The organism is Rothia sp. P5764 (assembly GCF_048512965.1).
Taxonomy (GTDB): Bacteria; Actinomycetota; Actinomycetes; order Actinomycetales; family Micrococcaceae; genus Rothia.
Genome location: NZ_JBLXXQ010000004.1, coordinates 141,292 through 163,586, shown reverse-complemented (window position 1 = coordinate 163,586; position 22,295 = coordinate 141,292). Strand labels below are relative to the sequence as shown.

18 protein-coding genes are annotated in these 22,295 nt (G+C 56.9%); 12 read left to right on the top strand and 6 right to left on the bottom strand.

The genetic code is table 11. From position 1 onward, the window contains the following. Positions 1-229 precede the first annotated feature (229 nt). The 7 genes from ACN08Y_RS07445 to gatB all read left to right on the top strand — a co-directional run bounded on the left by ACN08Y_RS07445 (position 230) and on the right by gatB (position 9,565). A complete protein-coding gene (locus ACN08Y_RS07445) occupies positions 230-1,357 on the top strand; it encodes an adenylate cyclase regulatory domain-containing protein (protein ID WP_419099821.1) in 1,128 nt (375 codons plus the stop codon). Then, entirely contained in the window at positions 1,354-2,430 is a 1,077-nt protein-coding gene (locus ACN08Y_RS07440; RefSeq protein WP_419099820.1) for a PP2C family protein-serine/threonine phosphatase, read from the top strand. The genes ACN08Y_RS07445 and ACN08Y_RS07440 overlap by 4 nt, the downstream gene beginning before the upstream one ends. Positions 2,431-2,614: 184 nt before the next feature. Continuing rightward, positions 2,615-4,753 (top strand): NAD-dependent DNA ligase LigA, encoded by a 2,139-nt coding sequence (gene ligA, locus ACN08Y_RS07435; protein ID WP_419112339.1) that lies wholly within the window; start codon positions 2,615-2,617, stop codon positions 4,751-4,753. Between the two features lie 529 nt (positions 4,754-5,282). Then, positions 5,283-5,972 carry a transglycosylase family protein gene (locus tag ACN08Y_RS07430; protein ID WP_419112263.1) on the top strand — a complete coding sequence of 230 codons (690 nt, stop codon included), beginning with the start codon at positions 5,283-5,285 and terminating at the stop codon, positions 5,970-5,972. A gap of 197 nt (positions 5,973-6,169) precedes the next feature. Then, a complete protein-coding gene (gene gatC, locus ACN08Y_RS07425; RefSeq protein ID WP_419099818.1) occupies positions 6,170-6,466 on the top strand; it encodes an Asp-tRNA(Asn)/Glu-tRNA(Gln) amidotransferase subunit GatC in 297 nt (98 codons plus the stop codon). Between the two features lie 9 nt (positions 6,467-6,475). After that, the gene (gatA, locus tag ACN08Y_RS07420; RefSeq protein WP_419112262.1) at positions 6,476-8,065 is read left to right on the top strand and encodes an Asp-tRNA(Asn)/Glu-tRNA(Gln) amidotransferase subunit GatA; all 1,590 of its coding nucleotides are present in this window, start codon (positions 6,476-6,478) and stop codon (positions 8,063-8,065) included. Next, entirely contained in the window at positions 8,066-9,565 is a 1,500-nt protein-coding gene (gene gatB / locus ACN08Y_RS07415; protein WP_419112261.1) for an Asp-tRNA(Asn)/Glu-tRNA(Gln) amidotransferase subunit GatB, read from the top strand. It abuts the gene before it with no gap. A 335-nt stretch (positions 9,566-9,900) separates the two neighbouring features. On the opposite strand, the gene ACN08Y_RS07410 is transcribed toward gatB, so the two are convergent. Genes ACN08Y_RS07410 through ACN08Y_RS07400 form a run of 3 tightly spaced genes read right to left on the bottom strand, consistent with a single transcriptional unit; the run spans position 9,901 to position 14,124 of the window. Further along, positions 9,901-10,914 (bottom strand): hypothetical protein, encoded by a 1,014-nt coding sequence (locus ACN08Y_RS07410; protein WP_419112260.1) that lies wholly within the window; start codon positions 10,912-10,914, stop codon positions 9,901-9,903. A 26-nt stretch (positions 10,915-10,940) separates the two neighbouring features. Then, a complete protein-coding gene (locus ACN08Y_RS07405) occupies positions 10,941-11,915 on the bottom strand; it encodes a hypothetical protein (protein WP_419112259.1) in 975 nt (324 codons plus the stop codon). Positions 11,916-11,955: 40 nt separating this feature from the next. Further along, positions 11,956-14,124 carry a S9 family peptidase gene (locus ACN08Y_RS07400; protein WP_419112258.1) on the bottom strand — a complete coding sequence of 723 codons (2,169 nt, stop codon included), beginning with the start codon at positions 14,122-14,124 and terminating at the stop codon, positions 11,956-11,958. 349 nt (positions 14,125-14,473) lie between these two features. Here ACN08Y_RS07400 and ACN08Y_RS07395 point away from each other — a divergent pair, with 349 nt between their 5' ends. Continuing rightward, on the top strand, positions 14,474-15,157 hold the full coding sequence (locus ACN08Y_RS07395; protein ID WP_419112257.1) for an alpha/beta hydrolase: 684 nt from the start codon (positions 14,474-14,476) through the stop codon (positions 15,155-15,157). A 161-nt stretch (positions 15,158-15,318) separates the two neighbouring features. Here ACN08Y_RS07395 and ACN08Y_RS07390 read toward each other — a convergent pair whose 3' ends face one another. Further along, positions 15,319-15,537: an RNA-binding S4 domain-containing protein gene (locus ACN08Y_RS07390; protein WP_419100238.1), complete on the bottom strand. Its 219-nt coding sequence runs from the start codon at positions 15,535-15,537 to the stop codon at positions 15,319-15,321. Between the two features lie 142 nt (positions 15,538-15,679). Between ACN08Y_RS07390 and ACN08Y_RS07385 the strand changes: the two genes are divergently transcribed. Then, positions 15,680-17,062 carry a glycine--tRNA ligase gene (locus ACN08Y_RS07385; RefSeq protein WP_419112256.1) on the top strand — a complete coding sequence of 461 codons (1,383 nt, stop codon included), beginning with the start codon at positions 15,680-15,682 and terminating at the stop codon, positions 17,060-17,062. A gap of 286 nt (positions 17,063-17,348) precedes the next feature. Here the strand turns inward: ACN08Y_RS07385 and ACN08Y_RS07380 are convergent, their stop codons facing one another. Next, complete coding sequence (locus tag ACN08Y_RS07380; RefSeq protein WP_419111336.1) at positions 17,349-17,969, bottom strand: GNAT family N-acetyltransferase; 621 nt, start codon at positions 17,967-17,969, stop codon at positions 17,349-17,351. Positions 17,970-18,156: 187 nt separating this feature from the next. On the opposite strand from ACN08Y_RS07380, the gene ACN08Y_RS07375 reads away from it, so the two are divergent. Then, entirely contained in the window at positions 18,157-19,164 is a 1,008-nt protein-coding gene (locus tag ACN08Y_RS07375; RefSeq protein ID WP_419112255.1) for a GNAT family N-acetyltransferase, read from the top strand. 3 nt (positions 19,165-19,167) lie between these two features. Beyond that, entirely contained in the window at positions 19,168-19,500 is a 333-nt protein-coding gene (locus tag ACN08Y_RS07370; RefSeq protein WP_419112254.1) for an MGMT family protein, read from the top strand. A gap of 446 nt (positions 19,501-19,946) precedes the next feature. On the opposite strand, the gene ACN08Y_RS07365 is transcribed toward ACN08Y_RS07370, so the two are convergent. Next, a complete protein-coding gene (locus ACN08Y_RS07365; protein ID WP_419112253.1) occupies positions 19,947-20,486 on the bottom strand; it encodes a hypothetical protein in 540 nt (179 codons plus the stop codon). A gap of 241 nt (positions 20,487-20,727) precedes the next feature. Between ACN08Y_RS07365 and dusB the strand changes: the two genes are divergently transcribed. After that, positions 20,728-21,927: a tRNA dihydrouridine synthase DusB gene (gene dusB, locus ACN08Y_RS07360; RefSeq protein WP_419112252.1), complete on the top strand. Its 1,200-nt coding sequence runs from the start codon at positions 20,728-20,730 to the stop codon at positions 21,925-21,927. Positions 21,928-22,295: the final 368 nt, after the last annotated feature.

The following is a 22,295-nucleotide window of genomic DNA, read 5'->3' as shown; positions in this document are numbered from 1 at the left end:
GCCTTGGGTTTTTGCCTAAAAAGTCCTGTGATGAGCCCACATATGGCTGTATGGTTTTTGAAAAAGTGACCGGGGGCATAGAATATGCAGGTAAATGAAACTCTACCCCTGCCGGTCGTAGCCCAAGTCACACCGATTTGGGTATTCTTGAAGAAGGCCCCTTGGGGTCCAGCTAGTAATAATGGCGAGGCACCGAGCTCAGGCCAGAGAGAAGAGAAGGAATACTCCAGTGGAGAAGTCAGCACCCGGTAGCGAAAGAGCCGAGGAAACCGGCAGTGCAAGCAGCCGGAGCAGGCGCCCCCATAATCGCGTCCAGAGTCTGCTCTACCGCAGTGACGAAGCCCGCCGGGGAGTGCTAGAGCTTGAGCGTGCTCTCTTGGGTGATAACCTGACCATGAAACGCCGGGAGGTGGCTGAAGAAGCCGGTGTTTCCCTGCTGACCGCCCGTAAAATTTGGCGGTCTTTGGGGCTCCCTAACCACAAGGATGATGACGAGCACTTCACGCACGCCGACAGCAAGGCGCTTAAGACGGTGAACTCTCTAGTGCAAGAAGGCCAGCTCTCCGAAGAGGCCGCTCTTTCCATTACCCGCTCGGTCGGGCAAATGATGGACCGCATGGTTGTCTGGCAGGTAGAGGCCTTGGTTGAAGACATGGTAATCCACGGGGGTCTGACCGATACACAAGCCCGGGGGGAACTGCTGAACCTGCTCCCGCGTCTGATTGAAGACCTCGAGGATATTACGGTCTATGGCTACCGTCGCATGCTTAACTCTGCGATTTTGCGCCTTGCTTTGCGCAACGAGGAAGACGGCGCACCACTGGCCGATAGTGATTTGCCCTTGGCGCGCGGTGTTGGCTTTGTTGACCTTGTTTCGTATACCTCTCTCTCGCGTGAGATGAACGAGCGCAAACTGGCTTCTCTGGTGAAGAACTTTGAGCAGCGATGCGCCGAAGTTATTGCTGTGGGGGGCGGGCGTATCATCAAAACCGTGGGCGATGAGGTCATGTACCTGGTAGAGTCCCCTGAAGATGGTGCTCGTATCGCCTTGGCGCTCTCAAAGCTCATTAGCGAAGACCCCCTGCTCCCCGAAGCTCGAGTGTCCTTTGTGTGGGGGCGGGTTCTGCCCCGTCTGGGCGATATCTACGGCCCCACTGTTAACCTGGCTTCTCGCCTGGTAGCTTTGACTGAGCCCGGAATTGTGCTCACCGATGCTTCAACCGCTGAGGCGCTTGAAGACGATAAACGATTTGTGCTGATCCCGCAGGGCGTACGTAACGTGCGCGGGTTCGGTAATGTTAGGCCCGTGGCAATAACCCCGGGCATAGGCAACGAACTGGAGATCGATTTCGAATGACCCCGGCCCCACAACTCACCGTATATGCGGGCAAGTCAACTGACGTAGGCCAGTACCGCGATAATAATGAAGACTCCGTGGTCGTTGCTGGCACTCTCTGCGTGGTAGCTGATGGAATGGGAGGGCACGAGAAAGGCGAGGTTGCTTCGCGCTTATGCACTCGTACTCTGGCCTATTCTCCAATCTTTAGTTTGCCCGGTGGCATGACCCCTGAAGAAGAAAAAGCCTTTGACTCCGAGGTTGCGAGCGAGGCTCTTTCTGGGGATGCAGGTAGCCGCCTGCTCCGCCGACGTCGTAAAGAAACTTCAGCGCTTAATCGTCAGATTCTCAAGACTCTAGACAAGATTAAAGGGATCATCGGGGAAGCCGATGAAGCCATTAAAGGTGCCCTGGACTTACGAGCAGGTACCACCGTGACCGGTGCCTGGCTCACCCATATAGGGGACCAGCAGATGTGGTTTATTTTCAATGTGGGTGACTCTCGCACCTACCGGCTGGTGCGCAGTGAAGACGTAGAAACCGAGGACGCTCTTTCTATCTCGAACGGCCCTGTCGACGGTTTGGAGCTTGAGCAGATTACTGTGGATCACTCCGAGGTTCAGTACCTGGTCGATACAGGCCAGATTACTGCTCTTGAGGCGCTGACACACCCCCGGCGCAACGTCATTACTCGTGCGCTGGGTACCGGTAACTACTGGGAACCTGATTTCTGGGTAATTCCTGCCCGCGAGGGGGATCGCCTGATGATGTGCTCCGATGGGCTTTCCGGCGAGCTGTCCCATAACTATATGGCGCGTGTCTTAGCTACCGTTGAGCACCCCCAAGATGCGGCGGATGTGCTTCAGATGGCGGCTCTGCGTGCTGGCGGGCGTGACAACATCACGGTTGTGGTAGCCGATGCGATTACAACTGAGGATGCCCAAGCTCGTGCCGATGAGCTCAAGGAGCTAACTGAGAGCGCCGCCCAGCAGATTGTGACCGGTATTGACGGTTATGACTACCACCATACAACCACGACCGAAGAAGAGCAGTTCCACTCTGAGAAAGACCTGCACCGTGAAATAAACGGCTAATGATAGAGCCCCACCTGCAGATGCAGGTGGGGCTTTTGCGTGGGGTTTGTTTCATATCTACGCCCGGTTTTCTTGGTCAAGCCCTCCTATAGGGCACAATGGAAGCGTGAGTGAAAATAAAGACTTAGCCTCTGTCGAAGAAACTGCCCTCGAGCTTCAAGCAAGCGGCGGTGAGCGCCAGCAGATTCCCACAGATATTCGTGAGCAGTATGACCAGCTTGTGGACCGGGTGCGTCAGGCGCGTCAAAGCTACTATGTGAACGATGCTCCTACCATCTCCGATGCTGCCTACGATACCCTCTACCGGGACCTTGAGAAGCTGGAAGCCCAGTATCCTGAGCTGGTAGCTAACGACTCACCGACCCAGGAGGTGGGAGGCGAAGCTTCAGCCGCCTTCGCCCCGGTAACCCACCTGGCCCGTATGTACTCTCTGGAAGATGTTTTCTCACTAGAAGAGTTGGGCGCTTGGTTGGACCGCGCTGAGGCTAATGCTCAGCAGATGACCGGGAAGACCCCGGCTTGGCTGACCGAGCTGAAAATTGATGGTCTGGCTGTCAACCTGCTCTACCGTCGGGGCAAGCTGGTTCGTGCCGCTACTCGCGGCGACGGTACCACGGGCGAAGACGTCACCCACAACGTACTGACTATCGCTTCTATCCCCACCCAATTAGCGGGGGAGGGCCACCCCGAAGAGCTGGAGATTCGTGGTGAGGTCTTTATTTCCTCGGCTGACTTCCGTTCATTGAATGAGCAGATGATTGCCCAGGGCAAGGCGCCGTTTGCTAATCCCCGCAATGCGGCGGCTGGTTCGCTACGTCAAAAAGATGCGGCCTTGACCGCCGAGCGCCCCCTGAGCATGTTTGTGCACGGTATTGGCTCGCGCACCGGGCTTGATATCAGCACCCAGTACGAGACCTACGACCAGCTCAAAGCCTGGGGTCTGCCGGTGAGCCCCTACTCCCAGCTGCTGACTGGCAGGGCCGAGATTCTCGATTTCATTGCCCAGTACGGCGATCAGCGCCACTCTCTGGTGCACGAGATTGATGGCATCGTCATTAAGGTCAATGATTTTTTTACCCAGGAGCGCCTGGGCTATACCTCACGGGTGCCTCGCTGGGCCGTTGCCTATAAGTATCCACCGGAGGAAGTCAACACCAAGCTACTTGATATTCGGGTCAACGTTGGGCGCACTGGGCGCGTCACTCCTTACGGTGTAATGGAGCCGGTAAAGGTTGCAGGCTCTACCGTTGAGATGGCTACCCTGCATAACCAGGATGTGGTGAAAGCTAAGGGGGTTCTGGTTGGCGATACCGTTGTACTGCGCAAGGCTGGGGATGTCATCCCCGAAATCGTAGGCCCCGTTGTTGCGCTACGTGACGGTAGTGAGCGGGAGTTCGTGATGCCCACAGACTGCCCCTCATGTGGTCAGCCTCTTGCCCCGGCTAAGGACGGGGACGTCGATATTCGCTGTCTCAATGCTCGTTCATGCCCGGCTCAGCTAACCGAGCGCGTTAACCACCTGGCCGGGCGCGGTGCTTTTGATATTGAAGCCCTGGGGTACGAGGCCGCTCGAGCTTTGACCAGTCCTGCTGCTCCTGCCCAGGCACCACTGGTATCTGAAGCCTTCCTTTTTGACCTCACCGCCGAAGACTTAGCTGATGTTCGGATTGAGCGAGAGAAGAAGGTCAAGGGTGTTGCTACCGGTGCTAGCGAACTTGTGCCTTATTTCTACACCCGTGGCACCGCCAAAAAGCCGAGCGCTCCCACTCGCAATACTGAAAAGCTCTTCGAGCAGCTTGAAAAGGCCAAGAATCAGCCCTTGTGGAGGGTATTGGTTGCACTCTCTATCCGCCATGTTGGGCCCACTGCGGCTCGTGCCCTGGCCACAGAGTTCGGTTCAATGGATGCTATCAGGGCGGCCAGTGAAGAAGAGTTGGCGCATGTAGATGGGGTAGGGGCAATTATTGCTCGTTCCCTCATGGAATGGTTTGGTGAGGACTGGCATCTAGAGATCCTTGAGCGTTGGGCTGCTGCTGGGGTCCGCATGGAGGACGAACGAGACACCGCAATTGAGAGGACGCTGGAGGGCCTGACTATAGTGGTCACCGGTACTCTAGAGGGCTTTACCCGCGATAGCGCAAAGGAAGCGATTATCATTCGTGGTGGCAAGGCATCTGGATCGATTTCTAAGAAGACAAGTTACCTGGTGGCAGGGGCTTCAGCTGGCTCTAAGCTGGATAAGGCTGAACAGCTTGGTGTCCCTGTGTTGGACGAGGCTGGGTTCCGTGCGCTTCTGGCGGGTGCAAGCGAACCTTCCCACTAGAGGGTAATTACAGAAAGGTCACAGGGTTTTTGGATCTTGTGACCTTTTTGTGACCTAGAACCACCTGCCAGGCTAGGGGTTGAAAATTTTTTTGAGAAATTAAAAGAACCTTCTAACCTGTCTAAAAAATGCTTGTCCCGCTCTTAGCCTCCCAGATACAAAACCTATATATCCCCAAAAATCAGGGATTTTTTAAGGTGTGAAGGGTGATACAAGCCTGTCTTTAAGTGTGTGTATCGCACCCTCCAGAGGCGATGGGGGTCGCGCCCTTTGACTGTGTTGTGTCTCAAATTGGGGTTGGCAAAGCTGAAATCGTTACGTTATCGTTATCTACGAATCAATAAACGATCGTCCGAATGGGCGGTCAATAGTTCACGGTGGAAGCCGTGAACGCATGCTGGGCTGTACCGCACACCTGATGCCGTCTACAGGGTATAGCCTCAACTGATCCCACTACGATTACGGGTAGACGGCAATGCGAAGACGTCCAGGGATGGAAAGAGCATAAGGTGGCCTCACGGAGCATTACATGTCTTCCAATATTCGTCGTTCAGCAGCAGTACTGGCAATCGGTGGCGCAGCAGCCGCATCTCTGGCAGCTACCCCCGCAGCAAACGCTGCCCCCCTCGAAGCTTGGGAAGCTCTGGCTCAGTGTGAGTCAGGCGGTAACTGGTCAATCAATACCGGTAACGGCTTCTACGGTGGTCTGCAGTTCACCCCTTCATCCTGGGCAGCAGCAGGTGGCTCCGGTAGCCCCCAGTTTGCTTCAAAGGCAGAGCAGATTCGTGTAGCTGAAAACCTCCTGCAGATGCAGGGCTGGGGCGCCTGGCCTGCATGTTCATCTCGCTTGAACCTCTACGCCTACGGCACCGGTAGCGCACCCGCAGCCGTTGCTGAGACTCCTGCAGTGGCAGCACAGTCAACCACCGTAACCGAAGTTGTTGCTCCCGTTGTTGAGGCAGCTCCTGTCGTTGAAGCTGCACCTGTTGTTGAAGCAGCTCCCGTTGTTGAGGCAGCACCTGTCGTTGAAGCAGCTCCCGTTGTTGAGGCTGCACCCGCAGGCCAGACCTACACCGTTGTTGCCGGTGACACCCTTTCCGCTATCGCCTACGCTCACGGCTTCAACGGCTGGGACGAGCTGGTAGCAGCTAACTCCGACCTCATCAAGGACGCAAACGTCATTGAAATCGGTTGGGTACTGAACATCCCCGCTAAGTAAGACCTCAACTCTTAGCTTCAAGCGGTTATAAAACCTGTAGCTGTGGCCTACACCCTAGGGTGTAGGCCACAGCTTTTTCTGCGCTCTCCATGGTCGTGGGTTTCTTAGCTCCTGGGTAAGGGCGGGAAAATCGTGTTAAGCAGGCAAGCGGGCTAAGATAGACCATGAAAACCTCTATCTAAAATGTGGAAGTGATTATGTCTGTAATTACGAGTGAGCAGGTAGCGCACCTAGCTACCCTGGCTCATATCGAGATGACTGACGAGGAACTAGCTGCCATGGCCGCTGAACTCGACATCATCGTTGAATCCGTTAAATCTGTTTCTGATGCTGTCTCTGACGATATCCCGGCAACCAGCCACCCGATTCCGCTCAAGAACGTCTTCCGCGAAGACCTTGTAGGGGAGACCCTGAGCGCTGATGAAGCTCTCTCCGGCGCCCCCGACGCTGAGGACGGCAAGTTCAAGGTGCCCGCTATTTTGGACGAAGATTAAGGAGCAGGCATGACTGACATTATTAAACTGTCCGCAGCCGAAATTGCTGAAAAGCTTGCCGCTGGTGAGCTGACCTCAGTTGAGGTGACCCAGGCCTACCTGGACCATATCCTTGCTACCGATGGTCAGGCGCTTGACCCCGATAACCGGGCCGCTGGCAAGAGCGGCCTGAACGCTTTCTTGCACCTGAACTCTGAGGAAGCTTTGGCTGTTGCTCGGAGCGTTGACCAAGACCGTGCCGCTGGTAAGGAACTGCCTGCCCTGGCCGGTGTCCCTATCGCCGTGAAGGATCTGATCGTCACCAAGGGTCAGCCCACCACGGCCGCCTCCCGCATGCTTGAGGGCTGGATAAGCCCTTACGACGGTACCGTTACCCAGAAGCTCCGCCAAGCGCGCATGCCTATTCTGGGTAAGACCAATCTCGATGAATTTGCGATGGGTTCCACCACCGAGCACTCCGCCTTTGGCGTAACCCGCAACCCCTGGGCACTGGATCGCATTCCCGGCGGCTCAGGCGGCGGCTCAGCCGTTGCCGTTGCGGCTTTCCAGGCTCCTTTGGCCCTGGGGACCGACACAGGTGGTTCAATCCGTCAGCCTGCGGCTCTTACCGGCTCCGTCGGTGTCAAGCCCACCTACGGCTCAGTCTCCCGCTACGGTGTCATTGCTATGGCCTCATCTCTGGATCAGGTAGGCCCCTGTGCTCGCACCGTCCTTGATACCGCGCTACTGCACGAGGTCATCGGTGGGCATGACCCCAAGGACTCTACTTCACTGCCCGTTCAGGTCCCTGCTTACGCTCAGGCAGCCCGTGAAGGTGCCGCTGAGGGTGGCATCAAGGGTCTGCGGGTAGGCGTCATCAAGGAACTGACCGGCGAGGGCTTCCAAGCCGGTGTCATGGCTCGCTTCAATGAGTCACTGGAACTTCTCAAAGAAGCTGGGGCCGAAATCGTTGAGGTGTCCCTGCCCTCCGTCAGGGAAGCAATCGGTGCCTACTACCTGATTATGGCTTCGGAGGTTTCTTCAAACCTGGCCAAGTATGACGGCGTTCGTTTTGGCCTGCGTAAGCTGCCCGAAGAAGGCAGCATTACCATCGAGCGCGTCATGGCTGCTTCTCGTGCAGCAGGCTTTGGTGCCGAGGCTAAGCGCCGCATCATTCTGGGTACCTACGCACTCTCTGCCGGCTACTACGATGCCTACTATGGCTCAGCCCAGAAGGTTCGCACCCTGATTCAGCGCGATTACGCTAAGGCTTTTGAGCTTGCAGATGTACTGATCAGCCCCACCGCTCCCACCACCGCCTACAAGCTGGGTGAGAAGACCAAGGGTGACCCCATGGCTATGTACAAGGGCGATATCGCTACCGTGCCCACCAACCTAGCCGGTGTTCCTTCGCTGTCTCTGCCTGCCGGTCTAGCAGATGAAGACGGCCTGCCCGTGGGTATCCAGTTCACCGCTCCTGCCCATGAGGACGCCCGTCTCTACCGTGCAGGTGCAGGCCTGGAAGCCCTGCTTGTCGCTCAATGGGGTGGCTACCTGCACGAGCAGCTACCCGATACTGAAACCCTAATCCGTGACTTCGACTTCGAGGGAGCTAAGTAAATGTCTGACGAAATCCTGTCGTTTGAAGAAGCCATGGAGAAGTACGACCCCGTACTTGGCTTTGAGGTGCACGTAGAGCTCAACACCAAAACCAAGATGTTTGACGCGGCCCCCAACGAGTTCGGTGACACCCCCAACACCAACATCACCCCTGTTTCGCTGGGGTTGCCCGGTGTTCTTCCGGTGGTCAATGGCAAGGCTGTTGAATCCGCGATTAAGCTGGGTCTGGCTCTGGGCTGCGAAATCGCTCCTATCTCACATTTCGCGCGGAAGAACTACTTCTACCCCGATACCCCCAAGAACTTCCAGACCTCCCAATACGATGAGCCCATCGCCGCCAACGGGTCATTGGATGTCGAGCTGGAAGATGGCACCGTCTTTACCATTGAGATTGAACGTGCCCACATGGAAGAGGACGCCGGTAAGCTGACCCACAAGGGTGGTAGCGCTGGCCGTATCCAGGGCGCTGACTTCTCACTGGTGGATTACAACCGTGCCGGTGTTCCGCTCATTGAGATTGTGACCCGCCCCATTGTGGGTGCCGGTGAGCGTGCGCCCGAGCTGGCCCGCGCCTACGTTGCGGCAATCCGTGAAATCGTCAAAAACCTGGGTATCTCCGATGCCAAGATGGAACGCGGTAACGTGCGCTGTGATGCCAACGTCTCGCTCATGCCTAAGGGCACCACCGAGTTCGGTACCCGCTCAGAAACCAAGAACGTGAACTCACTGCGTTCCGTTGAGCGTGCTGTCCGCTACGAGATTCAGCGCCACGCGGCTGTTCTTGAGGCAGGGGAGAAGGTCGTTCAGGAGACCCGTCACTGGCACGAGGACACCCGCGAAACCACATCGGGTCGCCCCAAGTCCGATGCCGACGATTACCGCTACTTCCCGGAGCCTGATCTGGTTCCCGTTGTTACCGACAGTGAATGGATTGAGCGCCTGCTTGCAGAGCTACCCGAGCCTCCTGCCGAGCGCCGTCGCCGTCTGAAGGCTGACTGGGGTTTCTCGGACGAGGAGTTCCGCGATGTAGTAAATGCCGGTGCTATGGACGTTATCGAGGAAACCGTAGCTGCTGGTGCTCCCGCCTCCGTTGCTCGTAAGTGGTGGATGGGCGAAATCGCTCGTATCGCCAAGGAAGGTGAAGTTGAACTGACGGAAACCGGTGTGACTGCCCAGACCGTTGTCGAGCTAAATAAGCTGGTTGAAGCTCAGAAGATTAACGACAAGATTGCCCGCCAGGTACTTGGCTTTGTCATTGATGGTGAAGGCCAACCCGCTGAAATCGTCGAGAAGCGCGGCCTTGCTGTTGTCTCTGACGATGGGGCGCTGACCGCCGCTATCGACGATGCTCTGGCAGCTATGCCCGATGTTGCCGATAAGATTCGGGCCGGCAAGATTCAGGCTGTTGGCGCTATCGTTGGCCAGGTCATGAAAGCAACCCGTGGGCAGGCAGATGCCGGACGTGTGCGCGAGCTGATTTTAGAAAAACTGGCCGTATAAAAGCCTCTACGAGGGGCCTCAATAGCAAACAGCCCACCTGCTAGCAGGTGGGCTGTTTGACTCGCACCATTTATACCCTAGGGGGCATCATCTTGACCTTTCGGGCCAAGAGCTGGGCTTGAAAAACAAGCCCTAGAGATTCAGGAGCTATATCGCACCAAAACTACCTGAATCAATGACCGGGTGGGTTCCGCCGTTAGGAGAGCCAGATCTCTGGGGGGAGAGATCCTACTGACCAGCATGCCTGCAGATATGAGGTGAGCACCTGCGGTTTGTCAGGCTGGTTAGAGCCCTCCTGGCTGGCTGAGTAACCCCTCAAGAGGGCCTCAGCCGTTTTACCTCAACCGGTGCTTTGATTCTATAAGTGCCCATGTCGTTCTTATGTAGCACCGGGAAAAGGCAGCTGCTAGCGCCATCGAACCACCAGATAGTCGTCGCTGAGTAGGGGGGATAAAACAGGACGAGTAGTCCTCCACTGTTTCATGGATTAAAGTTGTGTCTGCTTTGGACCCGCGACCCTCCAGTAGAATTTCGATGTCTTTTTTCTGCCCTCCCGTCTCAACCCGGATCCCGGTGGAATGAACGCGCGTCGCTAAGGGGAAGTGGATTTTTCGGAAGCCCTCGGAATCGGCAGGAGCCTGGATAAGGACAGAAAACCTGAGCATAAAGGTTTGCAGGGGTGGTATGTACTGCAAGGGAGTAAAAACCCACTCCGGGCCACCTTCTAGCCTGCTGAGTAAGAAGTTGCTCTCTCGGACGGTGACTGTGCTAGTAGCTGAAAGCGGTAGCAGTAAGGCCGAGCAACCGGTCTCTAGGCTCAGGAGCTTGGCGTTGATATGAGCCATGACATGGTCTTCCCCATCCTGATCTGAGGGGGCTAAATCAACTCTAGTGAAGGAACTGACGATAGATGCCTGGGGCACCACTCTGAGCATTCCGAGCATCTCATCCGTCTCGATCCCTGTGGTCAGTACTTCATGGAGGTTAGCGCTGGCGGAGGGGCTGAAACTAAAGGTTTCGGTGAAAAGGTTGAGGGTGTCAAGACTGATATGCTCCCCGCGAATAGCGCGGCTGACCCGGTCTTTGTAGCGGCTGCTGGAGCAGTCTTGACCATAATAGTGTTTGCAATGGGCGGCGATGGCCCTGGATATGGCCCTGACCGAGAGAGTCTGGGAGGGCGGATCGCCATCTGAAGCGGTGTGCTTAGACCAGATAGCGCGGTTGCTTGCAGAGAGTAGTTCCTGGCGCAGAATCGCGCTGGCTAGTTTGACCGACTGGTCACGAAAGGAATGGGATACCGGTAGCTGGGCACCCTCATCCAGGGAAGGAAAATCAGGATTATGATTCATGACTAGAGTGACTTTCTCTCAAAGCCTTAAGAATCTGAGTGGGAGTGCTCCCACTGGTAGGCAACAATGGTGTCCTGAATAATGGGTAGGGACAGGGAATGATAGGACTGGTCGGGCAGGCTAGAAGAATCAATCAATTCGGATTCATCGATGGTGGGTCCCCAGATTTTTTTGACCATGTTCTTCAGGGGCGCCTGTCCATCAATCACTAAGGTGAAATTGTAACGGGCCTTTTCAAAAGGCCCCAGGGTGATGCAATTTTGGTTATCTGTGAGCTGATCTTCAGAGGGGTCGATATCGATTCGATACCGTACCTGGTGGATCTGTTCCTTACGGATGGGGCTAGGAGGCTGGATAACCAATTCCCACAGGGTGTTATCCTCCCCGTGGGGTTTGATCTTCTCCGGCGCCTGGGTCACCTGTAGCTGACCCCCCTCCAGCAGATTAAAGTCTGCCTGAGGGGCCTCAAAGCGGGGTAGGATACGGGTGACATGATCCCTGTCAGCTTGGATCACTTCTGTAATGTCGATGCTGGTTAAAAGGCCCTCCCTATCCGTATGGCAGATCATGATAGTGGACAAAGAAGTATAGTCTGAACGTGCTCTTTCTAGGGCATCTGGTGGCTCTTCCTCATCTGCCGAGGTAGTGGATATAGCCCTGCGAGAGAAGGTATCTGCCGAAAGGGCTTGGCGTAGCTCCTGGCGCTCTGAGAGAGTGAAACCAAAAGCGGACGCAAAGAGCTGAAGCGTTGAATCGGAGGGTAGATAGCCCGTGAGTGCGCGTGATACGCGGTCCTTGAGCGATTCTACTGATACCTCTGTGCCAGTCTCGTCAGAGAGATGATAGGCGATGAAGGTGGCTACAGCTCTTTGGTTGACCAAAGAGCCCCTTTGCCTCTGAGCATAGGGCATCCACTGAGCCCGGTAAGCAGGTTTACTGAGAATGGAGAGTAAGACCTCCTGAGTGATGCTCAGAGGGACCTTTGAAATATTGTTTGTCATAGTCGTAACTTATGCAAGGGGCCGTCCGGCCTGTGTCCGCTCAGTCTTGAGCACCTAACTTTTGTAGTAAGAAGGCATAGTCCCAGGCGATTTCTTTCCAGGCGGTATAGCGCCCCGAACCGCCACCGTGACCGCCCTCCATCTCAACCTTCAGGAGAGGCGTGGGGGAGTCCTGTGCAATGGTGTGCCTAAGAGCGGCAACCCACTTGGCTGGCTCCACATAGAAAACTCGGGTGTCATTGAGCGAGGTGACCGCTGCAATAGCAGGGTAGCGAACCGGGCGGATATTTTCGTAGGGGCTGTAGGACTTCATGTACTCATAGACCTCACGGTCGGTTATGGGGTTGCCCCACTCCTCCCACTCCAGGGACGATAGCGGCAGGTTAGGATCAAGAATGGTGGTCAGAGCATCCACAAAGGGTACCTGTGCAAGACAAGCGGCGTACTTCTCGGGAGCCATGTTCACCACCGCACCCATCAGTAGACCACCGGCAGAACCGCCCATAATTCCGATGCGGGAGGCATCAACCCAGGGCTGCTGTGCCAAAAAGTCGGTAGCAGCAATGAAATCGGTAAAGGTGTTCTTCTTAGCCAGTTTCTTGCCCTCGGTGTACCAGGCGCGGCCCAGCTCCCCGCCACCTCGAACATGGGCAACAACGAAAACGACGTTTCGGTCCAGCACACTCAGGCGGGCCGTTGAGAAATAGGGGTCCATGGAGGACTCGTAGGAGCCGTAGCCGTACTGAATCACAGGGTGTCCCTGACTCCGATCCAGGTCAGCGCGGTGCATGACAGACAGCGGAATCATAGCCCCGTCCTCAGCCGGTGCCCACATGCGGTAGGCCGTGTACTGCTCTGGCTGGTAGCCAAGGACCGGGGTCTGCCGGCGCAAAATGAGCTCATCGCTGTCCGGGAAATAATCGTAGACGCTATTGGGGGTTAGATAGGAGGTGTAGTTCAGCCGTATCACCGGGGACATGATACTGACCCCCGAAAAGGCCGAAGTATAAAGCTCATCGGTAAAACCGCCGGGCTCATAGAGACTAATACCTTGAGCGTGGGGGCTTTTAATCTGTTCTGCTAGAGCATCCCGAGGGGCAATAAAGACCTTGACCGTGGTGTTCTCACGGGCCATAAGTACCAGGTGATTCCGGGAGAACCGGACGGATTCAAGGCGAACGTCCGTTCTGTGGGGTACGAGCGGAACCCACGTTGAACGGAAATCTTCAAAAGCGCGGTAACTATCGTGAAGGGGTGCTAGAACCAACTCAGTATTAGGAGCCTGATAGTTGTGGCCGAGCATCAGGTAACCTGTTCCCTCGACATCAATCACGTCAGTGGAGTGGGCAATACGGTGCTTACGATCCAGAACGAGGGTGGGCTCGAGCTGGCCCAATTCGTGGATATTAATGACGCGGGTCTCAGAATACTCTGAATTGGAGGAAGAAATAACGACGTGGGTGCGGGACGAGGACATTCCCGCATCGAGCCACATGCCCGGATCGGCCTCAGTAAAAAGCACAATATCCTGCTCTGGGCTGGTGCCCAAGGCATGAGCGCGAACCTCGTAGGGCCGCCAGGACTCATCAGCCACTGAGTAGATCAGGTGGCTTGCGCCGGAGGCAAAGAAAGCACCGGCAAAGATGTTCTCCAAAGTTTCGGGGAGGAAGTCACCGGTCTCCAGATTCTTAAAGTACTGGGTGTAGCGTTCATCGCCGGAGCCATCAACACCGAAAGTCAAAAGGGTGCCGTCACGGGTGACCTGAAAAGAGCCCAGTGAGAAGAAAGCCATATCGCGGGCGAAGTCGTTACAGTCCAGGACGACCTGCTCCCCGTCAAGAGGCTGGCCGGGCTGAACGACCGGTGGCTCGTAGCGCTCCGCCAGGCTGCCCTCGGTCTGAGCGGGAACCCGGCACATAATCGGGTACTGCTGACCGGCGACGGTGCGATTGAAGTACCACCAGGCCCCCCTGCGCGAAGGCACCGACATGTCGGTTTGCTGGGTGCGGCCCTTGATTTCTTCAAAAATAGCGTCACGTAGGGGCTGCTGGTCGGCGGTCACGGCCTCGGTGTAAGCGTTTTCTGCCTTCAGATAGTCCAGTACCTGCTGGCTTTCTTTATCGCGGAGCCACTCGTAGTGGTCGATAAAAGTATCACCGTGGTGGGTACGTTCAAGAGGGGTACGTTGGGCAAGAGGGGGCACGGGCATGCTCGGTCACCTTTCAGCCAGATCTGTGGGTGTGTGCTACAAGGCAGGTAGGGCTACCCGGTCAGGGTAGAAAATGCCTACCAACTTTCTAGTAATTTGGTGGAACCAAATATCCTGAGTGTACGCAGTCTATAGCTTTTTTGCGACCAATGAGACTCTTTTATCTAGTGAGAGTCGTGATTGTTAGGTAGTTGGTCAGTTTTTAGACACCAGGAAAGACCTTATCTGAAGCTGGCAGAAGCAGATGAGTCACGAGACCTTCAACGAGCATCCCTGCCACATGCCGTGGCTCAGCTTGGCCACCCATGATAAGTTGAGAAAAATGAGCCACCAGCTAAGGACTAAGCCCATGAATACCCATACCCTTATCTACTCAAAAGCTGAACCCTTTCGCAAGGGCACCCACCTGGTCGTCCTCTTGCACGGCTACGGCTCCCACGAACAAGACCTCATGGGCCTGGTCAACCACCTGCCCCAAGAGGGCATCACCTACGCCTCAGTACGGGCACCCCAGCCGGTAGGCTACGCCCTGCCCGCCGACGCCAAGGACGCCTTCATTGGCGCAACCGCCCTGGGCTACCAGTGGTGGCCCCTCAACCAACAACTAGAAACCGTAGGGTTCCGTGCCATCGAACTGGCCGTGGACTACGTCCTGGAATGGCTAGAACCCCTTGCCGCCAACTACCGCAGCCTCAACCTGCTTGGCTTCTCCCAGGGTATGGCCATAGCAACCAGCATTGCCCGCCACCGGCCCGACCTGGTGCGCACTGTGATTGGGCTGTCCGGCTATGTGGTCGACGGGGGAGAGGGCTACTTCAAAGATGCCGAGCTCACCGCTCAACCTCTACCACTGTTCTGGGGCCGGGACGAAGCTGACCCCATCATCACCGCCGAAAAGATCAGCTTCACCCAAGAATGGGTCAAAGACCACACCGCCCTTACCGACTACCTCTACGCGGGCATCGGCCACGGGATTGCCCCCAGCGAACTAGCGCACATGAGCACCTTTATCCGCGAGAACATCTTGAACTAAATAGAAAACCGGCGGGCTGAATCATGCCAAACAGCCCGCCGGTACTAGGGCACAAAAGACCAAAGCCTAGGCTGAGGCCCTTGGCTCAGCACCCTAGCGACCAACTGGCTCGGGGCTGGCGTTAAGGGTCTTGGTCGCTAGGGTGCTGAGTTCACGCTTACCTAGTCGTGCGCCACCTGCACCGTGACCCCATTGAGAGTTACCCTATCCCCAGCATGCAACTGGCGGCCACGCTGCTCACAAATATCACCGTTCACCTTAACAAGGCCGTCCCGGATCACCTCACGGGCATGAACCCCGTTCTCCACCAGGTTCGCCAGCTTCAAAAACTGGCCCAGCCGAATCATCTCATCACGAATAAACACAGACTCAATACTCATAGCCTCCAGTCTAGCGACCAGTTGGTTCCCCGCCTTCAACCGGTGCGGTAGGCTTAAAGGCAGTATGCCCAACCGGGCACCGCCCCCACAATCCAAGCACGCCGCAACCGGTGGCGCAGGCTAACAGGAGAAACCAAAAAACATGGCACCGAAGTCACAACTTGATAACGTCATCTCACTGGCAAAACGACGCGGATTCGTCTTCCAAGCAGGTGAAATCTACGGCGGCTCCCGCTCCGCATGGGACTACGGCCCGCTCGGTGCCGAACTCAAAGAAAACATCCGCCAGCAGTGGTGGCAGACCTTCGTCCGCGGCCGCGCAGACATGGTCGGCCTCGACTCCTCCATCATCCTGCCTAAGGCGGTCTGGGAAGCCTCCGGCCACGTCGCCACCTTCACCGACCCCCTAGTTGAGTGCCTGTCCTGTCACTCCCGGCACCGCCAAGACCACCTCATCGAAGCTTTCGTTGAGAAGAAGGGCCGCCAGCCCGAAAACGGCATGGACGACATCACCTGCCCCAAATGCGGCAACAAGGGGCAGTGGACCGAACCCCAAAACTTCTCCGGCCTCATGAAAACCTACCTGGGACCCGTCGACAACGAAGAGGGCCTGCACTTCATGCGCCCCGAAACCGCCCAAGGCATCTTCGTCAACTTCAACAACGTCGTCACCGCCGCCCGCAAACGCCCGCCCTTCGGTATCGGCCAGATCGGTAAAGCCTTCCGCAACGAAATTACCCCCGGCAACTTCATCTTCCGAACCCGCGAGTTCGAACAGATGGAAATCGAATACTTCGTCCACCCCGACGACGCACCCAAATACTACGACCAGTGGATCGAAGACTGCTGGAACTGGTTCGTAGACCTCGGCATCAACCCCGACAACATGCGCAAATTCGATGTACCCGCCGAAGACCGCGCCCACTACTCCGCAGGCACTATGGACCTCGAATACCGCTTCGGTTTCCAGGGCGGCGAATGGGGCGAACTCATGGGCGTAGCCAACCGCACCAACTACGACCTGGGCGTCCACAACGAACACTCCAACGCTAAACTCGAATACTTCGACCAGGGCACCGGCGAACGCTACGTCCCCTACGTCATCGAGCCCTCCTTCGGTCTGACCCGCTCCATGATGGCCTTCCTCGTAGACTCCTATGTAGAAGACGAAGCCCCCAACACCAAGGGTGGCGTAGACAAGCGCACCGTCCTCAAGCTGGACCCGCGACTGGCGCCTGTCAAGGCCGCCGTCCTGCCCCTGTCCAAGAAGGAAGACCTGGTTCCTACCGCCAAGAAACTGGCCGATGAGCTACGCCGCAACTGGAACATCGACTATGACGACGCCGGTGCAATCGGCCGCCGCTACCGCCGCCAGGACGAAATCGGCACACCTTTCTGCATCACCGTGGACTTTGACACTCTAGAAGACCAGGCTGTCACTATCCGCGAGCGCGACACCATGACCCAGGAGCGCGTCTCCCTGGACCAGGTCACTGCCTACCTTGCAGCCAAGCTGACCAAGTAAGTCTGGTTCTCTGGGACCTTGCTGTTTCTGGCAATACCCTTAACACCAGCCTTAAACAGGTCACCGCTCTTCAGCAACACCCTTAAGGCCAGCCCCGCCAGTTGCCAGAGAGCGGTGCCGTCTTCGGTCGGAAATGGCCCTTAAGGCCAGCTCCGAGCCAGCTGCCGAGGCAACGGTAGTGCATTTGGCCCGGAGTACCAGCAAAATCAGGCCAAAAAAGCCGCCCGCCCCTGTTACCAGGAGCGGGCGGCTTTTGCCTTATAAGACACTAGCTAAGGGCATGAACCTAAACTTCTACGGACGCGTAGTTCACATTCAGGTGACCGCTCATAGAACGATTGGCCTCCCAGTCGCTCCGCAGGACCGACTTGATCACAGCGTCGTGGTAGGTGCCATCAATGAAGAATGCCTGGCGGCGGCGCCCCTCCGGAATAAAACCGCAGGAGGTATAAACGTGGCGGGCACGCTGATTGAAATCGACAACCTCCAGCTCAATTCGGTTCAAATCTAGATGCTCAAAGCCGTAATCCACCATCAGTTTGGTTGCCTGAGTACCGTAACCCCGGTTCTGCCCCGCTGAGCTGATGCAAATACGGTAATTGACGGACCTGCTGGTCGCATTGTATTCATTGAAGACAACCTCACCCACGTAACGGTTCAGGGCCGGGGCAAAAACAGCCAAATCAAGACGGTTATCTTTTGTATTCCTCAGTGCATACCAGTCACGGGTTGCCTGCTCATCAGCATCAGTGCCACCAATGAGTCGGGAATGCGCCGAAGCCGTCTTACGCAAAGCATCGGGCTCACGCAGAATCTCAATCATGGCATCGATAGCAGAATCGTTAAAAGGGCGTAACTGAACTAAAGAGCCGGTCAGGGTCGGCTTGTGAGAAAAAAGGGATGTCATGGAACCACACTAAGCGATAGAGTCAAATAAACTTTAAGCTCTCCTAGTCTAGCGGGTGAAGAGAAGGTTACAGGGCGGAGCTTGCTCACATTCGGGCACCCACCCCGCCTCAGTGGCAGGCAGGGAAGCCCTAGGGGACGTTAGAGTAGAGGGGTAGACCCCGCTAAGAGCCAAGGACAAGAACCCCGTGGACAAGACCACCCCCACTGCACCAGAGACCAAGACCCCCCTACCCGTCGGCTACACCCTACGCCCCTGGCGCACCGGCGACGACATGGAAATGCTCCAATACTGGCAGGACCCCGAAAACCGCCAAGTCGCAGCCTTCCGCTCATCCTTCTCTCCTGATACAGACGCGCCCTTTAGCCGCACCCTGGTTGCTGAACACCAGGGGGTTCCGGTCGCCGCAGGTACCATCTACGAAACCGACCTGCACCCACAGCGACTCTGGGCCTACCTGGAAGTAGCACCCGACCATCGCCGAACCGGCCTCGGCAACCACCTAATCGCCGCCCTCAAACACGCTGCCCAGGCAGCCCCCAGTGGTGTCAGCGCCTTCCGCACCAAGGTAGAGCCGGCTTCTAGCGGCCTAGAATTTGCTCAGGCCCAGGGCTTTGAAGTTATCCAGCGCTCGCGGATGGTTCGCATTGAAGCCGGTACTGTTCCACCGGTGCCCCTGCGCCAAGACGCCTCCGAACGCATGACCCAGACCATCGAAGACCTAGCCACCGGCTCTGTGGAGCTGACCCAGCGTTTCTGGGAGTTCTACCGGGGCATTCACGGCTGGGACCAGCCCGCTGACCTGTCCATTGGGCGGGTAAACAGGCTCTTCCTGTCCGATGAAGCTGAAGCGCTCGGCGCGGTCGTGCTGCGTGACGATATTCTGCGCGCTCAAGCCGAGGGTAAAAAAGGTGACATTCTGGCCTTTGCTGTTAGCTACCGGCCCCTGGCTGTTGACGCGGGCCTCATGGAAATCTCCGAGGACGATGCTACCGAAATCACCGTGGGCTACCGGCTGGGCCACCCCCAGGCCCGTGAAGCTATTATGCAGCTACTTTCGGTCATGACCGGCCAGTACGCGGTCTCCCTTGAGGTGGATGACTCGATGGAAGATCTGGCTGTGCTGATTGACCAGCTCATCAAGATGGGCTCCGCAAAGGTCACCAGCGAAACTCTGGTGATTGCGGATGCCTAACCGATGGAGGATGTACGGGTTGAGCGCGTCCTGAGGGTTGCTGAATCTATTCCGCCCGGGCGGGTGGCAACTTACGGGGATGTGGGTGCTGTTGCCGGGGAGTCTCCGCGTGTGGTTGGCAGGGTGATGGCGACCTGGGGGAGTGGGGTGCCCTGGTGGCGCGTGTGTAATGCCCGGGGTGAGATACCCGGTCATGCCGCACCTGCTACCGAGCGCTGGCGAGCTGAGGGTACTGCCCTGACCGCTGACGGGCGGGTTGACTTGCGGCAAGCTCGGGTAAGCGTGCCGGAATTGGCTCAATTATCTGCCACTTGGCTGGCTGAACTAGAGGTATGACGTAAGGCCCCGCCCTTTCGCTCTTGGGCCCGAGGTTATCCACCGGGCCTAAGAGCGAAAGAGCGGGGCCTTGCCGCTAGTGTGTGCCTTAGACCCCTATGTCGCGGGCTTTGCGTGATTTTTTGGAATCTTTGGGGAACAGATAGCTGCGGTTTAAAATCAAGGTTAATATCGTCCACCCTATAGCGGTGCTCGGGATATCGCGGAAGAGCAGATAGGTCATGAGTAGCCCCACGAAAGCCGCCCAGAGAGTCAGCCAGGGGTGCCAGCGTATCAGCGATGACCTTTGGTCTAGGTCAAGACATATCAGCACGTTAGCAACCATGAAGCTAAGAGCCGATATCACGCCTACTATCGGTCTACCGGTTGTTACCCCTACTATGAGACCGAAAATGCACCAGATTAGAGCTGTAATAAGTGCAGGGGCTACGCCCGCTACCGAGCCGCTACCAGGGGAGTTCGGCTGAGTCATCATTGAATATCACCAATCCTGTGATCCTGTGGGCTGAGTTAAAGGAGATTTGGCCGACCGGCTCGCCCCGCTGGTGGCGTAGCCGGTAAGTGAGGGTATAGCCTAAGGTGGCCTGTTCAATCACAGTTCTTTGGACCTCTATAAAATCACCGTTTGCCTCAAGGACCTGCTGCCAGACCTTAGCCAGCTTGCGTTTGGAGAGCATTCGGGCGGCGGTGTAGGTCATGTGATGGTGGACGTGTTGGTAGTCGCTGTGGGCGAGCGCGGCAAAGACGGCTTCGGCTACCTGTTGCAGTTTTGTCTCGATTTGGGGCAGTGAGCGTGCGTTATAGACCGAGTCGGAGAAACGTTGGGCGGCGGCCTGTTTGGTCACGCCGATGGCTGAGCCGATGAGTTGCCAGGTGGCACCGCCTGCGCGGGCGGCCTCTACTGCTTGTTCAAGGGCCTGGTTGGCGCGGGTGACCTCGGCATGGGCTGCGCCTACCGCGAGCATGAGCGGGTCTTTGGAATCCATAAACCCTCCTGGGGAATTGTCAAGAAAGATTGACTTTCCACAAGTATGAAATAAAATCTGAGTGCCTGTCAAGACTTGTTGACGGTACTCATTTTGGGTAAGTCTGGGGCCGCAAGGACCTGCCCCAGACCAGGCTGCGACGGTGCGGCTGTTCGGGTAAGAGCTGCCGGGTTATGCACCGCACACCCGCTTTGGGGTACCAGCCACTGCGCCCGCGCTGGGTTTATGCCAGAATTGCTAGGTGATCACAGAAGAAACTTCAACCGATAGCCCCCAGCAGGCCCGCACCAAACAGCTCAAGCTGCCGCCCCTGCAGCTGGGCAAGCACACCATTGACACCCCGGTCGTTCTGGCCCCCATGGCAGGGGTCACCAATAAGGCCTTCCGCAGGCTCTGCCGCGAGTACGGCGGTGGCCTCTACGTCACCGAAATGGTGACCGCCCGCTCCCTGGTGGAGCGTAACCCGGAGTCCTTGCGTATCATCGAGCACGATGGGGACGAGCAGATTCGCTCTATCCAGATTTACGGTGTGGATGCGCTGAACGTGGGTAAGGCGATCCGCCTGGTAGTTGAAGAAGACCGTGCCGATCACATTGACCTGAACTTTGGGTGCCCCGTCCCCAAGGTCACCAAGCTGGGCGGCGGCTCGGCCCTTCCCTGGAAGACTGACCTCTTTACCGCCATCGTGCAGACCGCTGTGCGCGAGGCCTCCCGCAAGGATATTCCCCTGACCATCAAAATGCGTAAGGGCATTGACGAGGACCACCTGACCTACCTGGAATCGGCTAAGATTGCGCGCGACTCCGGGGTCGCCGCGATTGCCCTGCACGGGCGTACCGCCGCCCAGCACTATTCCGGCAAGGCTGACTGGGACTCTATCGCGCGCCTGCGCGAGGCCATTCCCGATGTGCCAATTTTGGGCAACGGCGATATTTTCTCAGCTGAGGACGCGATCGCCATGGTCGAGCAGACCGGCGTGGACGGTATTGTGGTGGGGCGTGGCTGCCAGGGCCGTCCCTGGCTTTTTGGCGACCTGCAGAACGCTTTTGAGGGCTCTGAGGAACGCCACCGCCCGGCTGTGTCTGAGGTAGCCGACATGATTTACCGGCACGCGGAACTACTGGTGGAGACCTTTGGGGACGAGACTCGTGGCCTGCGGGAGATCCGTAAGCATGTGGCCTGGTACTTCCACGGCTACCCGGTGGGCGGGCGTTTGCGCGCCAAGATGTCCACGGTGCCTACCCTGGAGGTCTTCCGCGAATACCTGGCCGAGCTGGACCATTCCATTGGTTATCCGGGTGAGGCCGTTGAGGGACCGCGCGGGCGCGCGGGCAACCCCAAGAAACCGCACTTGCCGGACGGCTGGCTGGACTCCCGCCTGCTGGGCGACGCAGAACGTTTAGGCTTAGTGGGTGCTGAACTGGACATCAGCGGCGGGTAAACCGGCCTGTCCACAACTGTCACCGCCAAGATGCGGGCTATCTTTCCCTAGGCGGGGCTAACCTTCACACCTGGAAAGAAACCCCCGCGCTTGGATGTGCGAAAAGGGGATTGGCACCTGTACTAGTTCATGTCGGGTGGCGGCGGGTCGGTGGGGATCTGGTCCCTCCAAAAGTTAACATCCCACATGAGAGAAAGCGATCCAACTATGTGGAAGCTATGGAATAGAGGCCCGCATTTTTCCCCGTAAATGTTGCTGGCGGGGTCAGTGGCAGCGATACGTCGGACAGCAATAACGTTGAGCCCAATAGCACTGAGGATAAGAATAAGACCGAGCCACCACTCATAGAAAGCTGAACCAGCAGCTAC

What these genes read in the sequence shown, in the direction of transcription:
- ACN08Y_RS07440 (WP_419099820.1), top strand. Translation starts at nt 1,354, where the DNA reads ATGACCCCGGCCCCACAACTCACCGTATATGCGGGCAAGTCAACTGAC.
- ACN08Y_RS07430 (WP_419112263.1), top strand. Translation starts at nt 5,283, where the DNA reads ATGTCTTCCAATATTCGTCGTTCAGCAGCAGTACTGGCAATCGGTGGC.
- gatC (WP_419099818.1), top strand. Translation starts at nt 6,170, where the DNA reads ATGTCTGTAATTACGAGTGAGCAGGTAGCGCACCTAGCTACCCTGGCT.
- gatA (WP_419112262.1), top strand. Translation starts at nt 6,476, where the DNA reads ATGACTGACATTATTAAACTGTCCGCAGCCGAAATTGCTGAAAAGCTT.
- gatB (WP_419112261.1), top strand. Translation starts at nt 8,066, where the DNA reads ATGTCTGACGAAATCCTGTCGTTTGAAGAAGCCATGGAGAAGTACGAC.
- ACN08Y_RS07410 (WP_419112260.1), bottom strand. Translation starts at nt 10,914, where the DNA reads ATGAATCATAATCCTGATTTTCCTTCCCTGGATGAGGGTGCCCAGCTA.
- ACN08Y_RS07405 (WP_419112259.1), bottom strand. Translation starts at nt 11,915, where the DNA reads ATGACAAACAATATTTCAAAGGTCCCTCTGAGCATCACTCAGGAGGTC.
- ACN08Y_RS07400 (WP_419112258.1), bottom strand. Translation starts at nt 14,124, where the DNA reads ATGCCCGTGCCCCCTCTTGCCCAACGTACCCCTCTTGAACGTACCCAC.
- ACN08Y_RS07395 (WP_419112257.1), top strand. Translation starts at nt 14,474, where the DNA reads ATGAATACCCATACCCTTATCTACTCAAAAGCTGAACCCTTTCGCAAG.
- ACN08Y_RS07390 (WP_419100238.1), bottom strand. Translation starts at nt 15,537, where the DNA reads ATGAGTATTGAGTCTGTGTTTATTCGTGATGAGATGATTCGGCTGGGC.
- ACN08Y_RS07385 (WP_419112256.1), top strand. Translation starts at nt 15,680, where the DNA reads ATGGCACCGAAGTCACAACTTGATAACGTCATCTCACTGGCAAAACGA.
- ACN08Y_RS07380 (WP_419111336.1), bottom strand. Translation starts at nt 17,969, where the DNA reads ATGACATCCCTTTTTTCTCACAAGCCGACCCTGACCGGCTCTTTAGTT.
- ACN08Y_RS07370 (WP_419112254.1), top strand. Translation starts at nt 19,168, where the DNA reads ATGGAGGATGTACGGGTTGAGCGCGTCCTGAGGGTTGCTGAATCTATT.
- ACN08Y_RS07365 (WP_419112253.1), bottom strand. Translation starts at nt 20,486, where the DNA reads ATGGATTCCAAAGACCCGCTCATGCTCGCGGTAGGCGCAGCCCATGCC.